The following is a 16,167-nucleotide window of genomic DNA, read 5'->3' as shown; positions in this document are numbered from 1 at the left end:
CAAAAAAGCAATTTTACCAGCCGGTAAAATTCGGCGTATCGCAATGCACGAAATTCGACGAGGTCGTCCCTGATGCTGATCTTCCTTTCTCCCGCCAAATCGCTCGACTACAAGACGCCGCCGCACCTGGCCACGCATACCCAGCCGGCCTACCTGAAGCATTCGGAAACGCTGATCCGGCAACTGCGCAAGTTGTCGCCGGCCGATATCGCCAATCTGATGGATTTGTCCGACCCGTTGGCGCTGCTCAATTTCAACCGTTACGCCGAGTGGTCGCTGCCTTTCTCGCCGGAAAACGCCAAGCAGGCCGTGCTCGCCTTCGACGGCGATGTCTATGACGGCCTGGCGGCGAAGACCCTGAGCGCCGACGATCTGGCCTTCGCCCAGCAACGGGTGCGCATCCTGTCCGGCCTCTACGGCATCCTCAAGCCGCTCGACCTGATGCAGCCCTACCGGCTGGAAATGGGCACCCGTTTTGCCAACAAGGACGGCAAGGATCTCTACGCCTTCTGGGGCGAGCGCCTGCTCATGGCGATCAACGACGAACTAGCCGGGATGCCGCGGCCGGTCGTGGTGAACCTCGCTTCCGAGGAATATTTCAAGGCGGCGGTCGGTCGCAAGATCAACGGCGAAACGATCCAGCCGGTATTCGAGGACTGGAAGAACGGGCGCTACAAGATCATCAGCTTCTACGCCAAGCGGGCCCGCGGCCTGATGACGCGCTACGCCGTGGTCAATCGGCTGAGCGAGCCGGAGGGTCTGAAGGATTTCGACTACGACGGCTACGCCTACGCCCCGGAAGCCTCCGATGCGACGCGCTGGGTCTATCGCCGGCGTCAGGCGTGAGGGCTGGCCGGCCGGTAGCGGCAACCCTGCCAGGTGTCGCGCCGGGCGAGCTCGGCGGAAACCCGCGGCGCCAGTTCGTAGAGGCGCAAATTCCAGTGCGGTGCCAGCTTCAGCTTGGGCGGCACCTCGCTGCCCAGGCGCTGCAGCAGCAGGTCGGGCGAAAGGCGTTCGAGGAAATCGGCGAGCAGGCTGATGTACTCGTCTTCGCCGAGCAGCTGGACGGTGGCCGGATCGGCCTGCCATTCGCGCGCCAGTGCCGTGCCGCGTACCAGTTCCAGCTGATGCAGCTTGAGGCCGCGCAGGGGCAGGGCTGACAACTGCCGGGCGCCGTCGAGCATGCTCGCGGTGCTTTCGCCCGGCAGGCCGAGGATCAGGTGGGCGCTGACCTCCAGGCCGCGGGCCGCGGCCCGCCGGATGGCATCGGCGCTGGCGGCAAAGTCGTGGCCGCGATTGACGCGGTGCAGGGCGATGTCGTTGCAGGATTCGACGCCGATTTCCAGTTCGATGATGTGCTCGCGCGCCAGCTCCGCCAGGTAATCGAGTACTTGGTCGGGCAGGCAGTCGGGGCGGGTGCCGATGGCCAGGCCGCTGATTTCCGGGTGGGCGAGAGCCTCGTCGTAGCAGGCGCGCAGGCGGTCGAATTCGCCGTAGGTGTTGGTGTAGCTCTGGAAATAGGCAATGTGATGGCGGGTGCGCGGATAACGGCGCCGCAGAAAGTCGAGGCCGTTGTCGATCTGGGCGCCGATCGACTGCCGGCGATCCAGATAGCCGGGCGTGAAGCCGGCGTTGTTGCAGAAAGTGCAGCCGCCGGTGCCGAGCAGGCCGTCGCGGTTCGGGCAGGTGAAGCCGGCCTCTACCGAAACCTTCTGGACCCGCCCGCCATGGCGCGCTTTGACGTAGTCGTTCCAGGCGTTGTAGCGGCGTTCGCCGAAGGGCGACAGGCGGGATTCAGGTGGCATGCGGGTCCGGCAGCAGCGCCGACGCCGCGGCCGGCTTCAGAATCTGGAACGCCAGCGTGGTGCGGCCGCGCAGCCGTAACAGTTCCTTGTCCTTGCTGACCAGGATGTTCGCCTCGCAACGGGCGGCGAGTTCGAGGAATTTCTGGTCGTCGCGGTCCTTGCAGCGCGGCAGCGGCGGCGCTTCGCCGGCCGGTACGAGCCGGACCAGGGCGCTATAGCGGGCATAGCGTTCAGTGATCATGACCGGCGTCATTTTCAGTTGCGGGTAGGTCAGCACCCGCTGCAATTCGTCGAGCGTCCGCTCGTCGGCGAAACATTCGATACGGCCGTCTTCGAGCGCGGCCATGATCGGCACGGCGTCGATATTGGCCCAATGGAAGAGATCGAGGACGACGTTGGTGTCGAGAACCAGGCGCAGCATGGCGCGGATTATAATGCGCCCCTCTTCAGAATCAGCCCCGGAATCCACATGCCCCGCATTCTTCTCGCCCCGATGGAAGGTCTCGCCGACGATCTGCTGCGCGGCGTGCTGACCTCGATTGGCGGCTACGACTGGGGAATCTGCGAGTTTGTCCGGGTTTCCAATACCATTCTGCCAACCAAGACTTACGAGCGGATCTGCCCAGAGCTGCTCAACGCCGGCCGGACGGCCAGCGGCACGCCGATGCGCGTCCAACTGCTCGGTTCCGATCCGTATTTCATGGCCGAGAACGCCCGCCGACTGGTCGCCCTGAATCCGGCCGGCGTCGATCTCAACTTCGGCTGCCCGGCGCCGACGGTCAACCGCCATCGCGGCGGCGCCGCGCTGCTCGGCGAGCCGGAGCTGTTGCATGCGATCACCAGCGCGGTCCGCGCCGAGGTGCCGGCGCATATTCCCTTCACCGCCAAGATGCGCCTCGGTATCGAAGACACCAGCCGGGCGGTCGACTGCGCCCAGGCCCTGGCGGCGGCCGGCATTGTCGAACTGATCGTGCATGGCCGGACCAAGGTGGACGGTTACCGGCCGCCGGCGCGCTGGGCGTGGATCGACAAGGTGCGGGCGTCGGTCGATATTCCGATCATCGCCAACGGCGAAGTGTGGACCGTTGAAGACTTTGCGCGCTGCCAGCAGGAAACCGGCTGTGCCGACATCATGCTCGGCCGGGGCGCCGTGGCCGACCCGCTGCTCGCCCGCCGGGTGCGCGGCGAAGCAGTCGGCGGCTGGGAAGAAATCCTGCCCGGCGTCGCCGACTACTGGCGCGGCATCCGGGTCAAGGTCGTGCCGGTGCATGCCGGTGGCCGGCTCAAGCAATGGCTGGCGATGCTGCGCCGCAATTACCCGGAAGCCGAGCTGCTCTATCAGCGCCTGCGGCCGATCAAGGCAGCGCAGGATATCGAAGCGGCGCTGGTCGCCGAGGGCATTCTCGGCGAACTGCCGTTGGCCGCATGAGCGGCAACTCGCGTTTCATTTCCAGCGCCCAGGACGGGCCGCATCGCGACCTGGAAGCGCAGGTGCGCCGGCATCTGGCGCATCCGTTCCGGAAACCGGTTGCCGATTACAACCGCGAGGCCTGCCGCGCCGCGCTGGCGGCGTACCGGCAATGGCAACCCGAGGCGCCGCTGATACTCGATGCCGGTTGCGGCGTTGGCTGGAGCACCCAGCGCATTGCCGAAACGTTTCCCGATCACTTCGTTTTTGGCGTCGATCAGTCGGTCGACCGCCTCAGTCGCGGCAAACCGCTGCCGATGCCGGCCAACGCCCTGCTGATCCGCGCCGATCTGGTCGATTTCTGGCGTCTGCTGGCCGAACACGGCATCCGGCTGGCCCGCCACTACAACCTCTATCCGAATCCATGGCCGAAGATCGGCCATCTGGCGCGGCGCTGGCACGGCCACGCGGTCTTTCCGGTATGGCGCGAGCTGGGCGGCGAACTGGAGTGCCGCAGCAACTGGCGCATCTATATCGAGGAAATGGCTGTGGCGTTGAGTCTGCTCAGCGGCCAGCCGGTCGCTGCCGAGCCGTGGCAGACGGCTGACCCGATGACGCCGTTCGAGAAGAAGTATCTGGCGTCCGGCCACGCGCTGTGGCGCTGTCGGGTCGATCTGCGATGAGCGTCTGCCAGAGCTGCGGCGCTTGCTGCGCAACCTTTCGCGTCGATTTTCATCCGGTTGAACTGGCTGGCGGCGCCTTTGCCTGGGGGGCGGGCGTCCCGCTCGAAATGACCGTGCCGGTCACCGCCAACATTGTCCGCATGGCCGGCACCGATGCCGCCGCACCGCGCTGCGTCGCGCTGGCCGGCGAAATCGGCCAGCAGGTGAGCTGCACCATCTACGACAGCCGCCCGTCACCGTGCCGGGAATTCGATACCGAGCACGCCGCCTGCAATCGGGCACGCCAGCGCTGCGGTCTGGCCCCCTTGTAGTTCGTTTGCAGGCTTGCCCCGGGCGCTGCTTCACTGTACTTTTCCGGCTCGATAAATGAGTTCGCGCAAGCGATGGAGAACGTATGGGACTGTTGAAGAACATTGTACTGGGCGGCCTGGTCGTCCTGGCGACGACCGGTGTGCAGGCCGGTGCGCCGGAAAAAACCGCGTCGGGTCTGATCTACGAATCGCTGAAGGACGGCAACGGTGAAAAGGCCACGCCGGAAGCCACCGTGCAGGTCAATTATCGTGGCACGCTGGCCAATGGCATCGAGTTCGACAGTTCCTACAAGCGCGGCCAGCCGGCCTCCTTTCCGCTGAATCGCGTCATCCCGTGCTGGACCGAAGGCGTCGCCAAGATGCGCGAGGGCGGCAAGGCCAAGCTGACCTGCCCGCCGAGCATTGCTTATGGCTCGCGCGGCGCCGGTGCGGCCGTGCCGCCCGATGCGACACTGACCTTTGAAGTGGAACTGCTCAAGGTCATGCGCTGATTAATCGCTGCGGTCGGGCTGGCCGGCCGTTTTCCGGCTGCCGGCAAGCCGGCCGCAGCCTGGTGATAAGCGCGGCTTTATCCCCGTTTCGGTCGCGTAAGTCTGTGGATAAGCTCTGGATCGTTGTGCTAATCCCTTGTCTGACAAGCGAAAAGCGACGCTGACTAAAAAATGGGCGGGGCGGTTTTTCCCCCGGCTGGGCGGCTTGACGTAAAAAACGCTTGGCCGATGGCTGATCCCCTGAATGGGGATAAAGCCTGTTTATCCCCGTTCTGGTCGGGCAAGTCTGTGGATAAGCTCGGGACAAGTTCGGCAACTGCCTGAACGGGCAGCAAAAAATGGCGCTGCCTATTAAATGGGCGGTTTCCCCGTTCTGCCGGTGCTTTCCGGCGGATTATGGGCTGACCGGACAATCCAAGTTCACAGCAAGCCTTCTAAAAGATAAAATATATAAGACTTGGTCGAGGATGGTCTTTTGGATGAACGGATCCTCCCCGTCATTGTCGTAAAATAGTCAGTTACGCCAAGAATTTCCCAGAGCAACCCTTTACGAAAGGAAGTCGCCGTGCTTGAAGCCTACCGCGCCCATGTCGCCGAACGTGCAGCCCTCGGTATCCCGCCGCTGCCGTTGTCCAAGCAACAGACCAGTGAGCTGGTCGCCTTGCTGAAGAACCCGCCGAAGGGCGAAGAAGCCGCCCTGGTCGAGCTGATCACCTACCGTGTTCCGGCCGGTGTGGATGACGCCGCCAAGGTCAAGGCCGAGTTCCTGGCCAAGGTCGCCAAGGGCGAAGAAGCCTGTGCCCTGATTTCCAAGGCCAAGGCCACCGAACTGCTCGGCACCATGCTCGGCGGTTTCAACGTCAAGCCGCTGATCGACCTGCTGGGCGATGCCGGCGTTGGCGCCATTGCCGCCGAAGGCCTGAAGAAGACCCTGCTGGTCTTCGACTTCTTCCACGATGTCGCCGAACTGGCCAAGGCCGGCAATGCCAACGCCAAGGGCGTCATCCAGTCGTGGGCCGACGGCGAGTGGTTCACCTCGCGTCCGGAAGTCCTCGCTTCGCAGAAGCTGACCGTTTTCAAGGTCACCGGCGAAACCAATACCGACGACCTGTCGCCGGCTCCCGATGCCTGGTCGCGTCCGGACATTCCGCTGCACGCGCTGGCCATGCTGAAGAACCCGCGTTCGGGTATCGAAGCCGACGAGCCGGGTGCCCGCGGTCCGGTCAAGCAACTCGCTGCGCTCCAAGCCAAGGGCAACCTGATCGCCTACGTCGGCGACGTGGTCGGTACCGGTTCTTCGCGCAAGTCCGCCACCAACTCGGTGCTGTGGTTTACCGGTGAAGACATTCCTTTCGTCCCGAACAAGCGTTTCGGCGGCTTCTGCCTCGGCTCCAAGATCGCCCCGATCTTCTTCAACACGATGGAAGATGCCGGCGCACTGCCGATCGAAATCGACGTCAACCAGATGGACATGGGCGACGAGATCGAACTGAAGGTCGATCAAGCCACCGCCAAGGTCACCGCGCTGAAGAACGGCACCGTGATCGCCGAATCGCAGCTGAAGACCGCCGTGATTCTCGACGAAGTCCGCGCCGGCGGCCGCATTCCGCTGATCATCGGGCGTGGCCTGACGACCAAGGCGCGCGAATTCCTCGGCCTGCCGCAAAGCACGCTGTTCCGCCTGCCGCAGAACCCGGCCGACAACGGCAAGGGCTACTCGCTGGCCCAGAAGATGGTCGGCAAGGCCTGCGGCGTCACCGGCATCCGTCCGGGCACCTACTGCGAGCCGAAGATGACCACCGTCGGTTCGCAAGACACCACCGGCCCGATGACCCGCGACGAGCTGAAGGATCTGGCCTGCCTCGGCTTCTCCGCCGATCTGGTGATGCAGTCCTTCTGCCACACCGCCGCCTATCCGAAGCTGGTCGATGTCCGCATGCACCGCGAACTGCCGTCCTTCATCAGCACCCGCGGCGGCGTTTCGCTGCGTCCGGGCGACGGCGTCATCCACTCCTGGCTGAACCGTCTGCTGCTGCCGGATACCGTCGGCACCGGCGGTGACTCGCACACCCGTTTCCCGATCGGCATCTCCTTCCCGGCCGGTTCCGGCCTGGTTGCTTTTGCCGCCGCCACCGGCGTCATGCCGCTGGACATGCCGGAATCCGTGCTGGTCCGCTTCAAGGGCAAGCTGCAGGATGGCATCACGCTGCGCGACCTGGTTAACGCCATTCCGCTGTACGCCATCAAGGCTGGCCTGCTGACCGTCGAGAAGAAGGGCAAGAAGAACGTCTTCTCCGGCCGTATCCTGGAAATCGAAGGCCTGCCGGATCTCAAGGTCGAACAAGCCTTCGAACTCTCCGACGCCGCCGCCGAGCGTTCGGCCGCTGCCTGTTCGGTGCGCCTGAACAAGGAGCCGATGGTCGAGTACATGCGGTCGAACATCACGCTGATGAAGTGGATGATCGCCGAAGGCTACGAAGATGCCCGCACCCTGAAGCGCCGCATCAACGCCATGGAAGACTGGATCGCCAACGGTACGCTGCTGCAGCCGGATGCCGACGCCGAATACGCCGCCGTGATCGAAATCGATCTGGCCGAAGTCACCGAGCCGATCCTGGCCTGCCCGAACGATCCGGACGACGTCAAGGTTCTGTCCGAAGTCGCCGGCGCCAAGATCGACGAAGTCTTCATCGGCTCCTGCATGACCAACATCGGCCACTTCCGTGCCGCCGCCAAGGTTCTCGAAGGCAAGTCCGACATCCCGACCCGTCTGTGGATCGCTCCGCCGACCAAGATGGATGCTCTGATCCTGACCGAAGAAGGCTACTACGGCGTCCTCGGCAAGTCCGGCGCGCGCATGGAAATGCCGGGCTGCTCGCTGTGCATGGGCAACCAGGCACAGATCCGCAAGGGTTCGACGGCAATCTCCACCTCGACTCGCAACTTCCCGAACCGCCTCGGTATCGACACCCAGGTGTACCTCGGTTCCGCCGAACTGGCCGCCATGTGCGCTCTGGCCGGCCGCATCGTGACGGTTGCCGAGTACATGGAGCAGATCAAGCTGGTCAATGCCAAGGCGGCCGATGTGTACCGCTACATGAACTTCGACAAGATTCCGTCCTTCGTCGAAGTGGCTGAAACGGTCGAGATGTGATTGGCGAAATCGGCGCCTTTTAGGCGTCGAGCGCAGTAAAAAGCCCCCGCCGGGAAACTGGCGGGGGCTTTTTGTTGCTACCTGTCATCGGCTCGAAACCGCTGTTCGGGCAAGAGCCGAACCGAGTTGATCAGTCGTGACGAACGAGCACGTAGGCGTTGCGAAATTTGCTGCCCTTGATCTCGGAGACATCGAATGAGTTTCCGGTCTTGAACAGGACGACCCGACCGGCGGCTTCTTCCTGGCTGCTGCCGGCAATGACTTCCTTCACCTCGAAAATCAGCGGCTCGGGGGCGATCAGGTGAAATTCAAGCGTGGCGTTCGGCGCTTTGGAGGTGGTCAGTTTCGCGGTGGCATTAGCGCCCGCCAACGAGACGGTCTGCTCCAGTTCGCCACCCAGGTAGACATCGATTTTGACCGGGTCGCCGGCCAATGCGGGGACGGGAATTGCCAGCAATGCGGCAAGCAGTATGGGAAGTGATTTCATCGAGTAGTTCCAGTCATGACCAAGGTGGCTGCGGGGGATTGACATAACGTCAAGCGCAGCAGAACTCAAGCAACCGGGAATTCTACTACCGGGGCGGCGGTTTGTCGTTTGCAGTTTGTGGCCTGGTATCCCGTCGCATGTCTGCCGCCGAAAAGCCGACCGCCCTTGGCGGTTGACCGTCAGGCCAGGCGACGGAGATACTGCGCTCCCTCGAATTGCCCCAACCACCGTTACTCTGCGAATCTCATGGCTGCTTCCAAAACACGTATTGACTGGTCACTTCTCTGTTTGCGTCTCGCGGTCGGCGGGATGGCCTTCTTCGCTGGCTTCGAACCCCTGATGCACGCCGCCTTGCCGTCTTCGGTGGCGCAGGCCGGTCACTGGGGGCTGCATCTGGCTGAAATGCTGTGCGGCATTCTGATGTTGCTCGGCCTGTGGATGCCGGTGGCCAGCCTCGGGCTGACCCTGATCATCGGCTGGCCGCTGGTTCATGGCTGGCTACACGGTGCGGCCCTGCTGGGCAACCTCCACGGGCTGTTCCTGTTGCTTGTCGCCTTTGCATCAGCCTTGGGCGGCGCCGGGAAATGGGCTGTCGGCAGAAACTGAGTGCTGGCGCCTAGCCCGGGTCGGTAGGCCGGTTGCCGGGCGAACCGTCAGGCAAGGATGCAAGCTAGGGCGGTTGTTGGCACGGGCCGGCTGTCGCGTTCAATAAAAAGCCCCCGCCGGTTTCCCGGCGGGGGCTTTTTCGTTGCCGCATTGGCAGCGGCGATAATTTATTCCCCGGTCGGCGCAAATTCCGCCGGTACCCAGCTGTAACCCTTGGCTTCCTTGCGGACGTGGCCGATACCGGGGAAGGGCAGGTGCATGCCGCCGATCAGGATCTTTTCGCTGGCGGCCTTGGCGAAGATTTTCTGGCGCGTCGCGACGGCCGCCTTGCGATCGACGTCGAATTCGATGGCGACTTGCGGGCGGGCGAACTGGACGGCATGGTTATGGACGATGTCGCCCCAGATCAGCAGTTTTTCCTCGCCGCTGCCGACCAGGTAGGCGCTGTGGCCGGGAGTATGGCCGTTAGCGGCAAAGCTGCTGATGCCGGGCAGGATTTCCTGATCAGCCGCGTAGGTTTTCCACTTGCCGGCCTGGAGATAGGGGGTGGCGGCGTCGCGCGCCATCTTGAAGAAAGGCTGGGCATCCTGCGGTGCCTTGGCGGCGATTTCCGCGTTTAGCCAGAAGTCGTTGTCGGCCTTGGCCGACCAAATTTCGGCATTGCTGAAAACGGCCTTGCCTTGGGCATCGACCAGGCCGTTGACGTGGTCGCCATGGAGGTGGGTGACGAGCACGGTGTCGACCTGTTCGGGCCTGTAGCCGGCTGCCTTCAGGTTGTCGACGATGTTGCCGAGGGCCGGGCCGAAGGCTTTGGCGGCGCCGGCATCGACCAGCACCAGCTGGCTGCCGGTATTGATCAGGTAGGCATTGACCGCGGTCTGCACGGCCGGGCCTTTGACGAACAGGCGGGCGAGCAGTTTCTGCACTTCCTTGTCGTTGGTGTTCTTGAGCAGCTTGGTATCGAGCTTGATGGCGCCGTCGTAGAGCGCGGTGATCTCGAAATTGCCGAGGAACATCCGGTAATAGCCGGGAACCTGGGTTTTGGCCTGCGGGGCTTCGGCCAAAGCCAGGCCGGTACAGAGCAGAAACAGGCCGGCGACGAACAGCCGGGCCAGACGGGGGGTGTTACGGGGCAGGTTTCGCATGGCATTCTCCTGGTTGGGGAGGCAAAGTATCCCATGCTTGGCGAATAAATGGCGCAGCCACCAGGCGACTTTTGCCGGCCGGTTCGCCTTGGTTCAGGTCGCCCGAAATGCCGTTAGAATCGGGCATTCATCTTTGCCGCCCATCGCATCTGCTCCCTGGAAGGAGAAACCCGTGGCCCGGAAAACTGCCTGTCGCAAACTTTGCCTGGCCATGCTCACCAGTCTGCTGGCCGGGAGCGCATTGGCCCAGAGCGCCGACCAACTGCCGCTGGCGCCGGATTATGTCGGGGAGATCCGCCGCTCGGCGGATGGCAAGTTGATTGCCGTTCCGGCCAGCGAAGCGGCGGCCGGCAGGCATTCGGGCGATGGCCCGGCGCCGGCGACGATGGTCGTCGGTAGCGGCGAGAAGGTCACGACGCTGAGCGAAGCGGCGCGGCTCGCCCGCGATGGCGAGGTGATCGAGATCCGGCCGGGCAATTACCGCGGGCAACCGGCGATCTGGACGCAAAACAATCTGCTCATCCGCGCCGCCGGGGAACGGCCGGTCATGCTGGCCGACGGGAAAAGCGCCGAGGGCAAGGCGATCTGGGTGGTCCGGGGCGGCAATATCCGGATCGAGAACATCGAGTTTCGCGGCGCCCGGGTGCCTGACGGCAACGGCGCCGGCATTCGTTTCGAGAAAGGCCAGTTGACGATTCATGGCTGTCGTTTCGTCGACAACGAAATGGGCGTGCTGACCGCCAATTCGGCCAACCAGACGCTGGTCGTCGCCGATAGCGAATTTGGCGATGCGCCGCGGCATGCCGGTGCGTTGCACCATCTGCTCTATGTCGGCGCGATCGGCAAATTTACGCTGAGCGGCAGCCGTTTCTTCAATGGCTATCTTGGCCACCTGGTCAAATCGCGGGCGCGGGAAAATCATGTGCTTTACAACATGCTGGCCGACGGTGCCAGCGGCCGGGCTTCCTACGAGCTCGAATTTCCCAACGGCGGCATCGCCTACGTCATCGGCAACGTCATCGCCCAGAGCGCCGAAACGGACAATCCGAGCCTGCTTGCCTATGGCGCCGAGGGGCCGCGCTGGCCGGACAATGCGCTGTATGTCGCGCACAACACGCTGATCAATGACAAGCATGCCGGCAACTTTCTCGCCGTCTGGGCCGAGAAATTTCCGGCCGGCATCGATATCTGGGCGATCAACAACCTGACGGTGGGTAACGGCAACTTGTTCCGCCCGGCGCAGGGCCGCTTCGAGGGCAACCTCGCGGCTTTGCGCGGCGAGCTGATCGAATACGGCGGCCTGCCGCTACGCCTGACCAACCCGTCGCCGCTGCGCGGCACCGTCCGGCTGCCGGGCAGCGTCGGCGGCGTCAATCTGCTGCCGAGCGCCGAATTCACCTATCCGGTCGGCAGTCGGCCGATTCGCCTGAGCAACGTCCTGTCGCCCGGCGCCTTTCAGTGAGCGCCGGGTAAAAGGCGATCTACGGCGAAGCCGGGCTTACGGGCAAGCCGCGGCCATTGCCGTCGCCATTTCGGCCGGGGCGACGTCGCGAATATGGGTGGCGACCGACCATTGATGGCCGAAGGGATCTTCCAGCCGGCCGTAGCGGTCGCCCCAGAACATGTCGGCGACCGGCATGGTGATCCGCGCCCCGGCGGCGACGGCGCGGGCCACCGCCGCATCGACATCGGCGACATAGAGATGGATGGTCACCGGCGAGCCTTTGAGGGCCAGCGGGTCGAGCGAGCCGTACTCGGGGTAGTCGTCGACCAGCATCAGCATCGAATCACCGATGCTCAGCAGGGCGTGCATCAGTCGGCCGTCGGGGCCGGCCAGGCGGCCCATTTCGACGGCGCCGAAGGCTTTGGTATAAAAGGCAATGGCGTCGATGGCGCCGTGGCAGACCAGATGCGGCGTGATTGTCATCATGCCGGGTGGAATGGCTTGAACCGGATTCATGGGATTCTCCTCTGCATAGGGTGGGAACCGGAGGCCTTCTTGTTGCGACGAAGGACTTGTTTCCAGATCGACACGCTGCGCCGAATTTGGTTCGCATTCCGTAATTCGGCGCTGCAGTCGCCGACTCCGGCCGCCAATCCGGTGCGCTATTTGGCCGGTACTTCGATGCCGTGCTTGACCAGCCAGTCCCGATCCAGCTCCCATTTGACGTCCTTGATGCCGGGCTGGGCCAGCACGATTGTCCGCGCTTCCGCCTGAACGCGACCGAGGTTTTCCTGGGCGGCAATGTAGGCGGGGTTGTTGGGATTCTTGGTGTCGAGGTCCGGGTAGAGAACCGCCAGCACCTTGAATGCCGGCACGTCAAAACTGCGTGGCGTGCTCAGATAGGCCGTGTCGCCGGCGATCTTCAAGACCTTGAACTGATAGGGATAGCTCTTCAGTTCCGTGCCGGCCTGCGCCGCGATGACGCCGGTCATTTCGCGCGAGCGGGAGTCCGGGGCGCGGATGTACCAATCGAGCCAGACCAGGAAGATCAGCGTCAGGATTACCCAGTAACGTCGTTTCATCGTGTTGTTCCAGGGGCGGTGAAAGAGGGCTGTATTGTGCGCTTCGGCGCTTTCGAATGTGGCGGGAAGCGGCACAAACCGGGGTGTCTATTTTGCCCGGGCCAGCCATTTGAGCAGGGTTTCGTAGAGCACATCGGGATCGACCGGCTTGGCGATGTGATCGTTCATGCCGGCGGCCAGGCAGCGTTGCCGGTCGTCATCGAAGGCATTGGCGGTCATCGCCAGGATCGGGGTGCGCTCGCGTCCGGGCAGGGCGCGTATCGCCTCGGTGGCTTCGAGTCCGTTGAGTTTCGGCATCTGCACATCCATCAGGATCAGCCGGTAGTCGGTGCGCTTGGCCATGGCCACGGCTTCCCCGCCATCGTCCGCCAGGTCGACCAGCAGGCCGACTTCGGTCAGCAAGTCGCGAGAGACCTCCTGATTGATCGGTTCGTCCTCGGCCAGCAGGATCAGGGTGCCGGCAAATTGGGCTTTCAAGCGCTCCTCGGCTGACAGCGGCGCTGCCACCGTTGCGGCCGGCGCCTTGCCCGCCACCGTGCTCAGGCGGACGGTAAACCAGAAGGTGCTGCCAACGCCGGCCTGACTATCCACCCCGATACGGCCGCCCATCATTTCGGCCAGCCGCTTGCTGATCGCCAACCCGAGACCGGTGCCGCCGTACTGCCGGGTCATCGAGCTATCGGCTTGCTCGAAGGCGCTGAACAGCCGTTTCTGATCTTCCTCGGCAATGCCGATGCCGGTGTCGCGCACTTCGAAGCGCAGCAGCATGTCGGTGCCGTTGTCCTCGGCTACTGCCGCGGCAATAGTGACCGAGCCGGCGTTGGTGAACTTGATGGCGTTGCCAGTCAGATTGAGCAGGATCTGGCCCAGGCGTAGCGGATCACCGGATAGCGTTAGGTCGGTCAGTTCAGCGGGCAGATCGATGCGCAGTTGCAGGCCCTTGTCAGTTGCCGCTTGGCTGGACAGGCTGCGCAGGTTTTCCAGGATGCCGCCCAGGCGGAAATCGATACGTTCGAGGTTGAGGCGTTCGGCCTCGATTTTGGAGATGTCGAGGATGTCGTTGATGACGCCCAGCAGGTGTCGGGAAGCCTTGGCGGCCTTGCTCAACTCGTCGATCTGTTTGACGTCGGTGGCCCGGCGCAGCGCCAGCGCGGTCATGCCCATGATGGCGTTCATCGGGGTGCGCAGCTCGTGGCTCATGTTGGCGAGGAAAGTGCTCTTGGCCCGGCTGGCCGTCTCGGCCGTTTCCTTGGCGACGGAAAGCGCCGCCGTTCGTTCTTCGACCAGTTTTTCCAGGTGGTGGCGATACTGTTCCAGCTCGGACTCGGCCTGCTTGCGCTGCGTGATGTCGAGGACGTGCGAAATGAAATACATCGGTTGGCCCTCGCCGTTGCGAACCAGCGAACTGGCTACGCGACCCCAGACGACATGCCCCTGCTTGTGGATGTATTGCTTTTCAAATTCGGCATGGTCGGTTTGCTCGCTATGCCCCGAGGTGCCGGTCTGGATGAATTTCGTGCTGACTTTCCGGAAGTCGGGATGGGTGATGGTGTTGACGTACATGCCTTCCAGTTCGGTTTTGCTGTAGCCGAATATTTCGCACATCTGCTGATTGACCTTGAGGAGCTTTCCTTCGAGGTCGACCAGGCACATCCCGATATTGGCGTTCTCGAAGCCGAGCCGGAAGAGGTTCTCGCTCTCCCGCAATTCTTGCTGGCCGTGCGCCAGCGTATCGAGCATGCCGTTGAACTGGCGGGCCAGTTGCGCCGCTTCATCATCCCCGGCGAGCTGCACCCGGACAGCAGGATTCCCCGCCTGGACGGCATTGGCGACCGTCTGGATGGCGTGCAGCCGGCGGGTCAGGTAGCGACCGCTGAGAATCGCCAGCAAGGTGCTGAGCAGCGCGGCGATCAACACGTAAACCAGACCGCTTTGCCGCGTCTCGGCGAGGCGCGCCTGCAAGGATCCCTGGCCGAGACCGATTCTTACCCAGCCGATCTGGCTGCCGCCGAGCGTCACCGGATAAGCGACATCGACTAGCGTCGGGCTTCGCTGCAGGACCGTCAGTTCCGGTTTTGCCGGCAGGTCGGCCAGATACTGGCCGCGTCGCCCAGTGTCGCTGTGGGCCAGTATCTGGCCCCGGTTGTCCAGCACGATGGCGTGCCGCAGATCGGGGTAGGGTGCGAGGCCCTCGACGATCTCCTGCAGGCCGCCAAAATCCCGTGAAGCCACCCAGACCGCCGCCGAGGTGGCGACGCTGCGCGCCAGTGCGACGGCGTGCCCCGACTGCTGCTGCATCACCACGGCTTGCTGGCGGTGCGTCTGGTCCCAGATGAACAGCGACATCATCGAGACGACGACCAGGGTCATCCCGACGACCAGTTGTCGGCGCAAGGTGGCGGTCACCAGGCGTTTGAGGTACTCGACCATTACTTGCTTTCCACCCGGCGCACTTCTTTCTCGAAGCGCTCGATGTATGCGGCGACCACCCCGTAGCTGCGGTCATCGGCGGCGTGAAAGCGCGCCGTTTCCATGCCGGCGAGAATCGCTCTGCCTTGTGCTGTCGCGGTCAGTTCGAGCAGCGTCTTGGTGACCTGGGTGCGGACGACTTCCGGCACGTCGTCGCGCACCATCACCGAGTTGTTGAGCAGCGGGGGCGTTTCCCAGGCCTGTTCGAGCTCGGCCGCTTCGCGCGGATGGTCGCGCTGGAAGACGCGCCAGGGTGGCGGCCAAGTGGCACCGGCGGCGGTTTTGCCAAGATAGACGTTGATGATCGAAGATTCCTGCGAGCCGACGTAAATATTCTGAATGTCGCGTTTGACGTCCACGCCGTGCGTCTGCAGAAAATATTGCGGCATGATCGCGGCCGCCAGCGCGGTGGGCGACGGGTAGCTGACGGCCTTGCCCTTGAGGTCGGCCGGCACCTTGATCTGTCCATCCTTGCGGACGATGAAAATGCCCCGGAAGTCCTCGGCATCGCCGGCCATCGCAATGACGGAGTAACCCGTCTTCATCGCGGCCAGTGTCTGCCACGGGTTGGGGAGCAGGAAAGCCGGTTCGCGAGCCGCGTATTTGTGCTCGAAAGCGGCGTAATCGCGGGATGCCTCGAGTTCGATCCGGGCGCCCTGCAACTGCTGGTTGAGGTGAGCAACCAGCGGTTGATAGGTCTCGCTGAGTTTCTGCGGGTTGTACAAGGGGTGGATGGCCAGGCGATAGACCGGCACCGTACCGTTGGGCGCCACGCTGCTGTATTGCAAGGGCTTCTCGACCGGCTGCTGTTCGCACGCAGCAAGCAGGATGGCGCCTAACAGACAGGTAAGGTGGGCTAACTTGTTCATTGATGTCGTTTCATTGGGGTGACCAGATGGCGAACTGCTGACGATCAAGGCCGACTCTATCACTTTCGCGCGGCTTATCGCGCTGACATACGGGCGACTGGTCGGTATTGCGCAGGAAAACGCCATCTTGTCGAATTTTTGAGTCGAATTGCTCCGGCTTGAAAAAAGAGCAAAAAAGGACGAGCATTCGCCCCCTTTTGCGATCCGCCAAGG

Annotated in this window: 16 protein-coding genes; 8 read left to right on the top strand and 8 right to left on the bottom strand. The window is 63.3% G+C overall.

Annotation, left to right across the window (positions count from 1 at the left end):
• Positions 1-72 precede the first annotated feature (72 nt).
• The gene (gene yaaA, locus KI611_RS13610) at positions 73-846 is read left to right on the top strand and encodes a peroxide stress protein YaaA (protein WP_226416198.1); all 774 of its coding nucleotides are present in this window, start codon (positions 73-75) and stop codon (positions 844-846) included.
• Here yaaA and KI611_RS13605 read toward each other — a convergent pair.
• The gene (locus KI611_RS13605; protein ID WP_226416197.1) at positions 837-1,805 is read right to left on the bottom strand and encodes a TIGR01212 family radical SAM protein; all 969 of its coding nucleotides are present in this window, start codon (positions 1,803-1,805) and stop codon (positions 837-839) included. The two genes, yaaA and KI611_RS13605, sit on opposite strands and share 10 nt — an antisense overlap.
• Positions 1,795-2,226 carry a putative toxin-antitoxin system toxin component, PIN family gene (locus KI611_RS13600; protein ID WP_226416196.1) on the bottom strand — a complete coding sequence of 144 codons (432 nt, stop codon included), beginning with the start codon at positions 2,224-2,226 and terminating at the stop codon, positions 1,795-1,797. The genes KI611_RS13605 and KI611_RS13600 overlap by 11 nt, the downstream gene beginning before the upstream one ends.
• Positions 2,227-2,274: 48 nt before the next feature.
• Here KI611_RS13600 and KI611_RS13595 point away from each other — a divergent pair, with 48 nt between their 5' ends.
• From KI611_RS13595 to acnB, 5 genes are all read left to right on the top strand, one after another.
• Complete coding sequence (locus KI611_RS13595) at positions 2,275-3,234, top strand: tRNA dihydrouridine synthase (RefSeq protein ID WP_226416195.1); 960 nt, start codon at positions 2,275-2,277, stop codon at positions 3,232-3,234.
• Positions 3,231-3,896, top strand: a complete 666-nt coding sequence (gene trmB / locus KI611_RS13590; protein ID WP_226416194.1) for a tRNA (guanine(46)-N(7))-methyltransferase TrmB — start codon at positions 3,231-3,233, stop codon at positions 3,894-3,896. Before KI611_RS13595 ends, trmB begins: the two co-directional genes overlap by 4 nt.
• Complete coding sequence (locus tag KI611_RS13585) at positions 3,893-4,207, top strand: YkgJ family cysteine cluster protein (protein WP_226416193.1); 315 nt, start codon at positions 3,893-3,895, stop codon at positions 4,205-4,207. Before trmB ends, KI611_RS13585 begins: the two co-directional genes overlap by 4 nt.
• Before the next feature lie 83 nt (positions 4,208-4,290).
• Positions 4,291-4,698, top strand: coding sequence for an FKBP-type peptidyl-prolyl cis-trans isomerase (locus KI611_RS13580; protein ID WP_226416192.1), 408 nt, complete (start codon positions 4,291-4,293; stop codon positions 4,696-4,698).
• Between the two features lie 565 nt (positions 4,699-5,263).
• Positions 5,264-7,852 carry a bifunctional aconitate hydratase 2/2-methylisocitrate dehydratase gene (acnB, locus tag KI611_RS13575; protein ID WP_226416191.1) on the top strand — a complete coding sequence of 863 codons (2,589 nt, stop codon included), beginning with the start codon at positions 5,264-5,266 and terminating at the stop codon, positions 7,850-7,852.
• Between the two features lie 130 nt (positions 7,853-7,982).
• Here the strand turns inward: acnB and KI611_RS13570 are convergent, their stop codons facing one another.
• Positions 7,983-8,339, bottom strand: a complete 357-nt coding sequence (locus KI611_RS13570; protein WP_226416190.1) for a hypothetical protein — start codon at positions 8,337-8,339, stop codon at positions 7,983-7,985.
• A 246-nt stretch (positions 8,340-8,585) separates the two neighbouring features.
• On the opposite strand from KI611_RS13570, the gene KI611_RS13565 reads away from it, so the two are divergent.
• Positions 8,586-8,945, top strand: coding sequence for a hypothetical protein (locus KI611_RS13565; RefSeq protein ID WP_226416189.1), 360 nt, complete (start codon positions 8,586-8,588; stop codon positions 8,943-8,945).
• A gap of 167 nt (positions 8,946-9,112) precedes the next feature.
• On the opposite strand, the gene KI611_RS13560 is transcribed toward KI611_RS13565, so the two are convergent.
• Positions 9,113-10,090 carry an MBL fold metallo-hydrolase gene (locus tag KI611_RS13560; RefSeq protein WP_226416188.1) on the bottom strand — a complete coding sequence of 326 codons (978 nt, stop codon included), beginning with the start codon at positions 10,088-10,090 and terminating at the stop codon, positions 9,113-9,115.
• Between the two features lie 172 nt (positions 10,091-10,262).
• On the opposite strand from KI611_RS13560, the gene KI611_RS13555 reads away from it, so the two are divergent.
• The gene (locus KI611_RS13555) at positions 10,263-11,552 is read left to right on the top strand and encodes a hypothetical protein (RefSeq protein WP_226416187.1); all 1,290 of its coding nucleotides are present in this window, start codon (positions 10,263-10,265) and stop codon (positions 11,550-11,552) included.
• Positions 11,553-11,588: 36 nt separating this feature from the next.
• Here the strand turns inward: KI611_RS13555 and KI611_RS13550 are convergent, their stop codons facing one another.
• The 4 genes from KI611_RS13550 to KI611_RS13535 all read right to left on the bottom strand — a co-directional run bounded on the left by KI611_RS13550 (position 11,589) and on the right by KI611_RS13535 (position 15,954).
• Positions 11,589-12,050 (bottom strand): VOC family protein, encoded by a 462-nt coding sequence (locus KI611_RS13550; protein ID WP_226416186.1) that lies wholly within the window; start codon positions 12,048-12,050, stop codon positions 11,589-11,591.
• Between the two features lie 146 nt (positions 12,051-12,196).
• On the bottom strand, positions 12,197-12,616 hold the full coding sequence (locus KI611_RS13545; protein ID WP_226416185.1) for a hypothetical protein: 420 nt from the start codon (positions 12,614-12,616) through the stop codon (positions 12,197-12,199).
• A gap of 87 nt (positions 12,617-12,703) precedes the next feature.
• Entirely contained in the window at positions 12,704-15,046 is a 2,343-nt protein-coding gene (locus KI611_RS13540; protein ID WP_226416184.1) for a PAS domain S-box protein, read from the bottom strand.
• The gene (locus KI611_RS13535) at positions 15,046-15,954 is read right to left on the bottom strand and encodes a PhnD/SsuA/transferrin family substrate-binding protein (RefSeq protein ID WP_226416183.1); all 909 of its coding nucleotides are present in this window, start codon (positions 15,952-15,954) and stop codon (positions 15,046-15,048) included. The genes KI611_RS13540 and KI611_RS13535 overlap by 1 nt, the downstream gene beginning before the upstream one ends.
• Positions 15,955-16,167: the final 213 nt, after the last annotated feature.

Source organism: Dechloromonas denitrificans, assembly GCF_020510685.1.
Taxonomy (GTDB): domain Bacteria; phylum Pseudomonadota; class Gammaproteobacteria; order Burkholderiales; family Rhodocyclaceae; genus Azonexus; species Azonexus denitrificans_A.
The sequence above is the reverse complement of the archived record's forward strand: the minus strand, read 5'-3'. Positions and strand labels throughout refer to the sequence as shown.

Excerpts from the sequence above, each read along its gene's own strand:
- yaaA (WP_226416198.1), top strand. The coding sequence starts at position 73 with ATGCTGATCTTCCTTTCTCCCGCCAAATCGCTCGACTACAAGACGCCG.
- KI611_RS13605 (WP_226416197.1), bottom strand. The coding sequence starts at position 1,805 with ATGCCACCTGAATCCCGCCTGTCGCCCTTCGGCGAACGCCGCTACAAC.
- KI611_RS13600 (WP_226416196.1), bottom strand. The coding sequence starts at position 2,226 with ATGCTGCGCCTGGTTCTCGACACCAACGTCGTCCTCGATCTCTTCCAT.
- KI611_RS13595 (WP_226416195.1), top strand. The coding sequence starts at position 2,275 with ATGCCCCGCATTCTTCTCGCCCCGATGGAAGGTCTCGCCGACGATCTG.
- trmB (WP_226416194.1), top strand. The coding sequence starts at position 3,231 with ATGAGCGGCAACTCGCGTTTCATTTCCAGCGCCCAGGACGGGCCGCAT.
- KI611_RS13585 (WP_226416193.1), top strand. The coding sequence starts at position 3,893 with ATGAGCGTCTGCCAGAGCTGCGGCGCTTGCTGCGCAACCTTTCGCGTC.
- KI611_RS13580 (WP_226416192.1), top strand. The coding sequence starts at position 4,291 with ATGGGACTGTTGAAGAACATTGTACTGGGCGGCCTGGTCGTCCTGGCG.
- KI611_RS13570 (WP_226416190.1), bottom strand. The coding sequence starts at position 8,339 with ATGAAATCACTTCCCATACTGCTTGCCGCATTGCTGGCAATTCCCGTC.
- KI611_RS13565 (WP_226416189.1), top strand. The coding sequence starts at position 8,586 with ATGGCTGCTTCCAAAACACGTATTGACTGGTCACTTCTCTGTTTGCGT.
- KI611_RS13560 (WP_226416188.1), bottom strand. The coding sequence starts at position 10,090 with ATGCGAAACCTGCCCCGTAACACCCCCCGTCTGGCCCGGCTGTTCGTC.
- KI611_RS13550 (WP_226416186.1), bottom strand. The coding sequence starts at position 12,050 with ATGAATCCGGTTCAAGCCATTCCACCCGGCATGATGACAATCACGCCG.
- KI611_RS13545 (WP_226416185.1), bottom strand. The coding sequence starts at position 12,616 with ATGAAACGACGTTACTGGGTAATCCTGACGCTGATCTTCCTGGTCTGG.
- KI611_RS13540 (WP_226416184.1), bottom strand. The coding sequence starts at position 15,046 with ATGGTCGAGTACCTCAAACGCCTGGTGACCGCCACCTTGCGCCGACAA.
- KI611_RS13535 (WP_226416183.1), bottom strand. The coding sequence starts at position 15,954 with ATGAACAAGTTAGCCCACCTTACCTGTCTGTTAGGCGCCATCCTGCTT.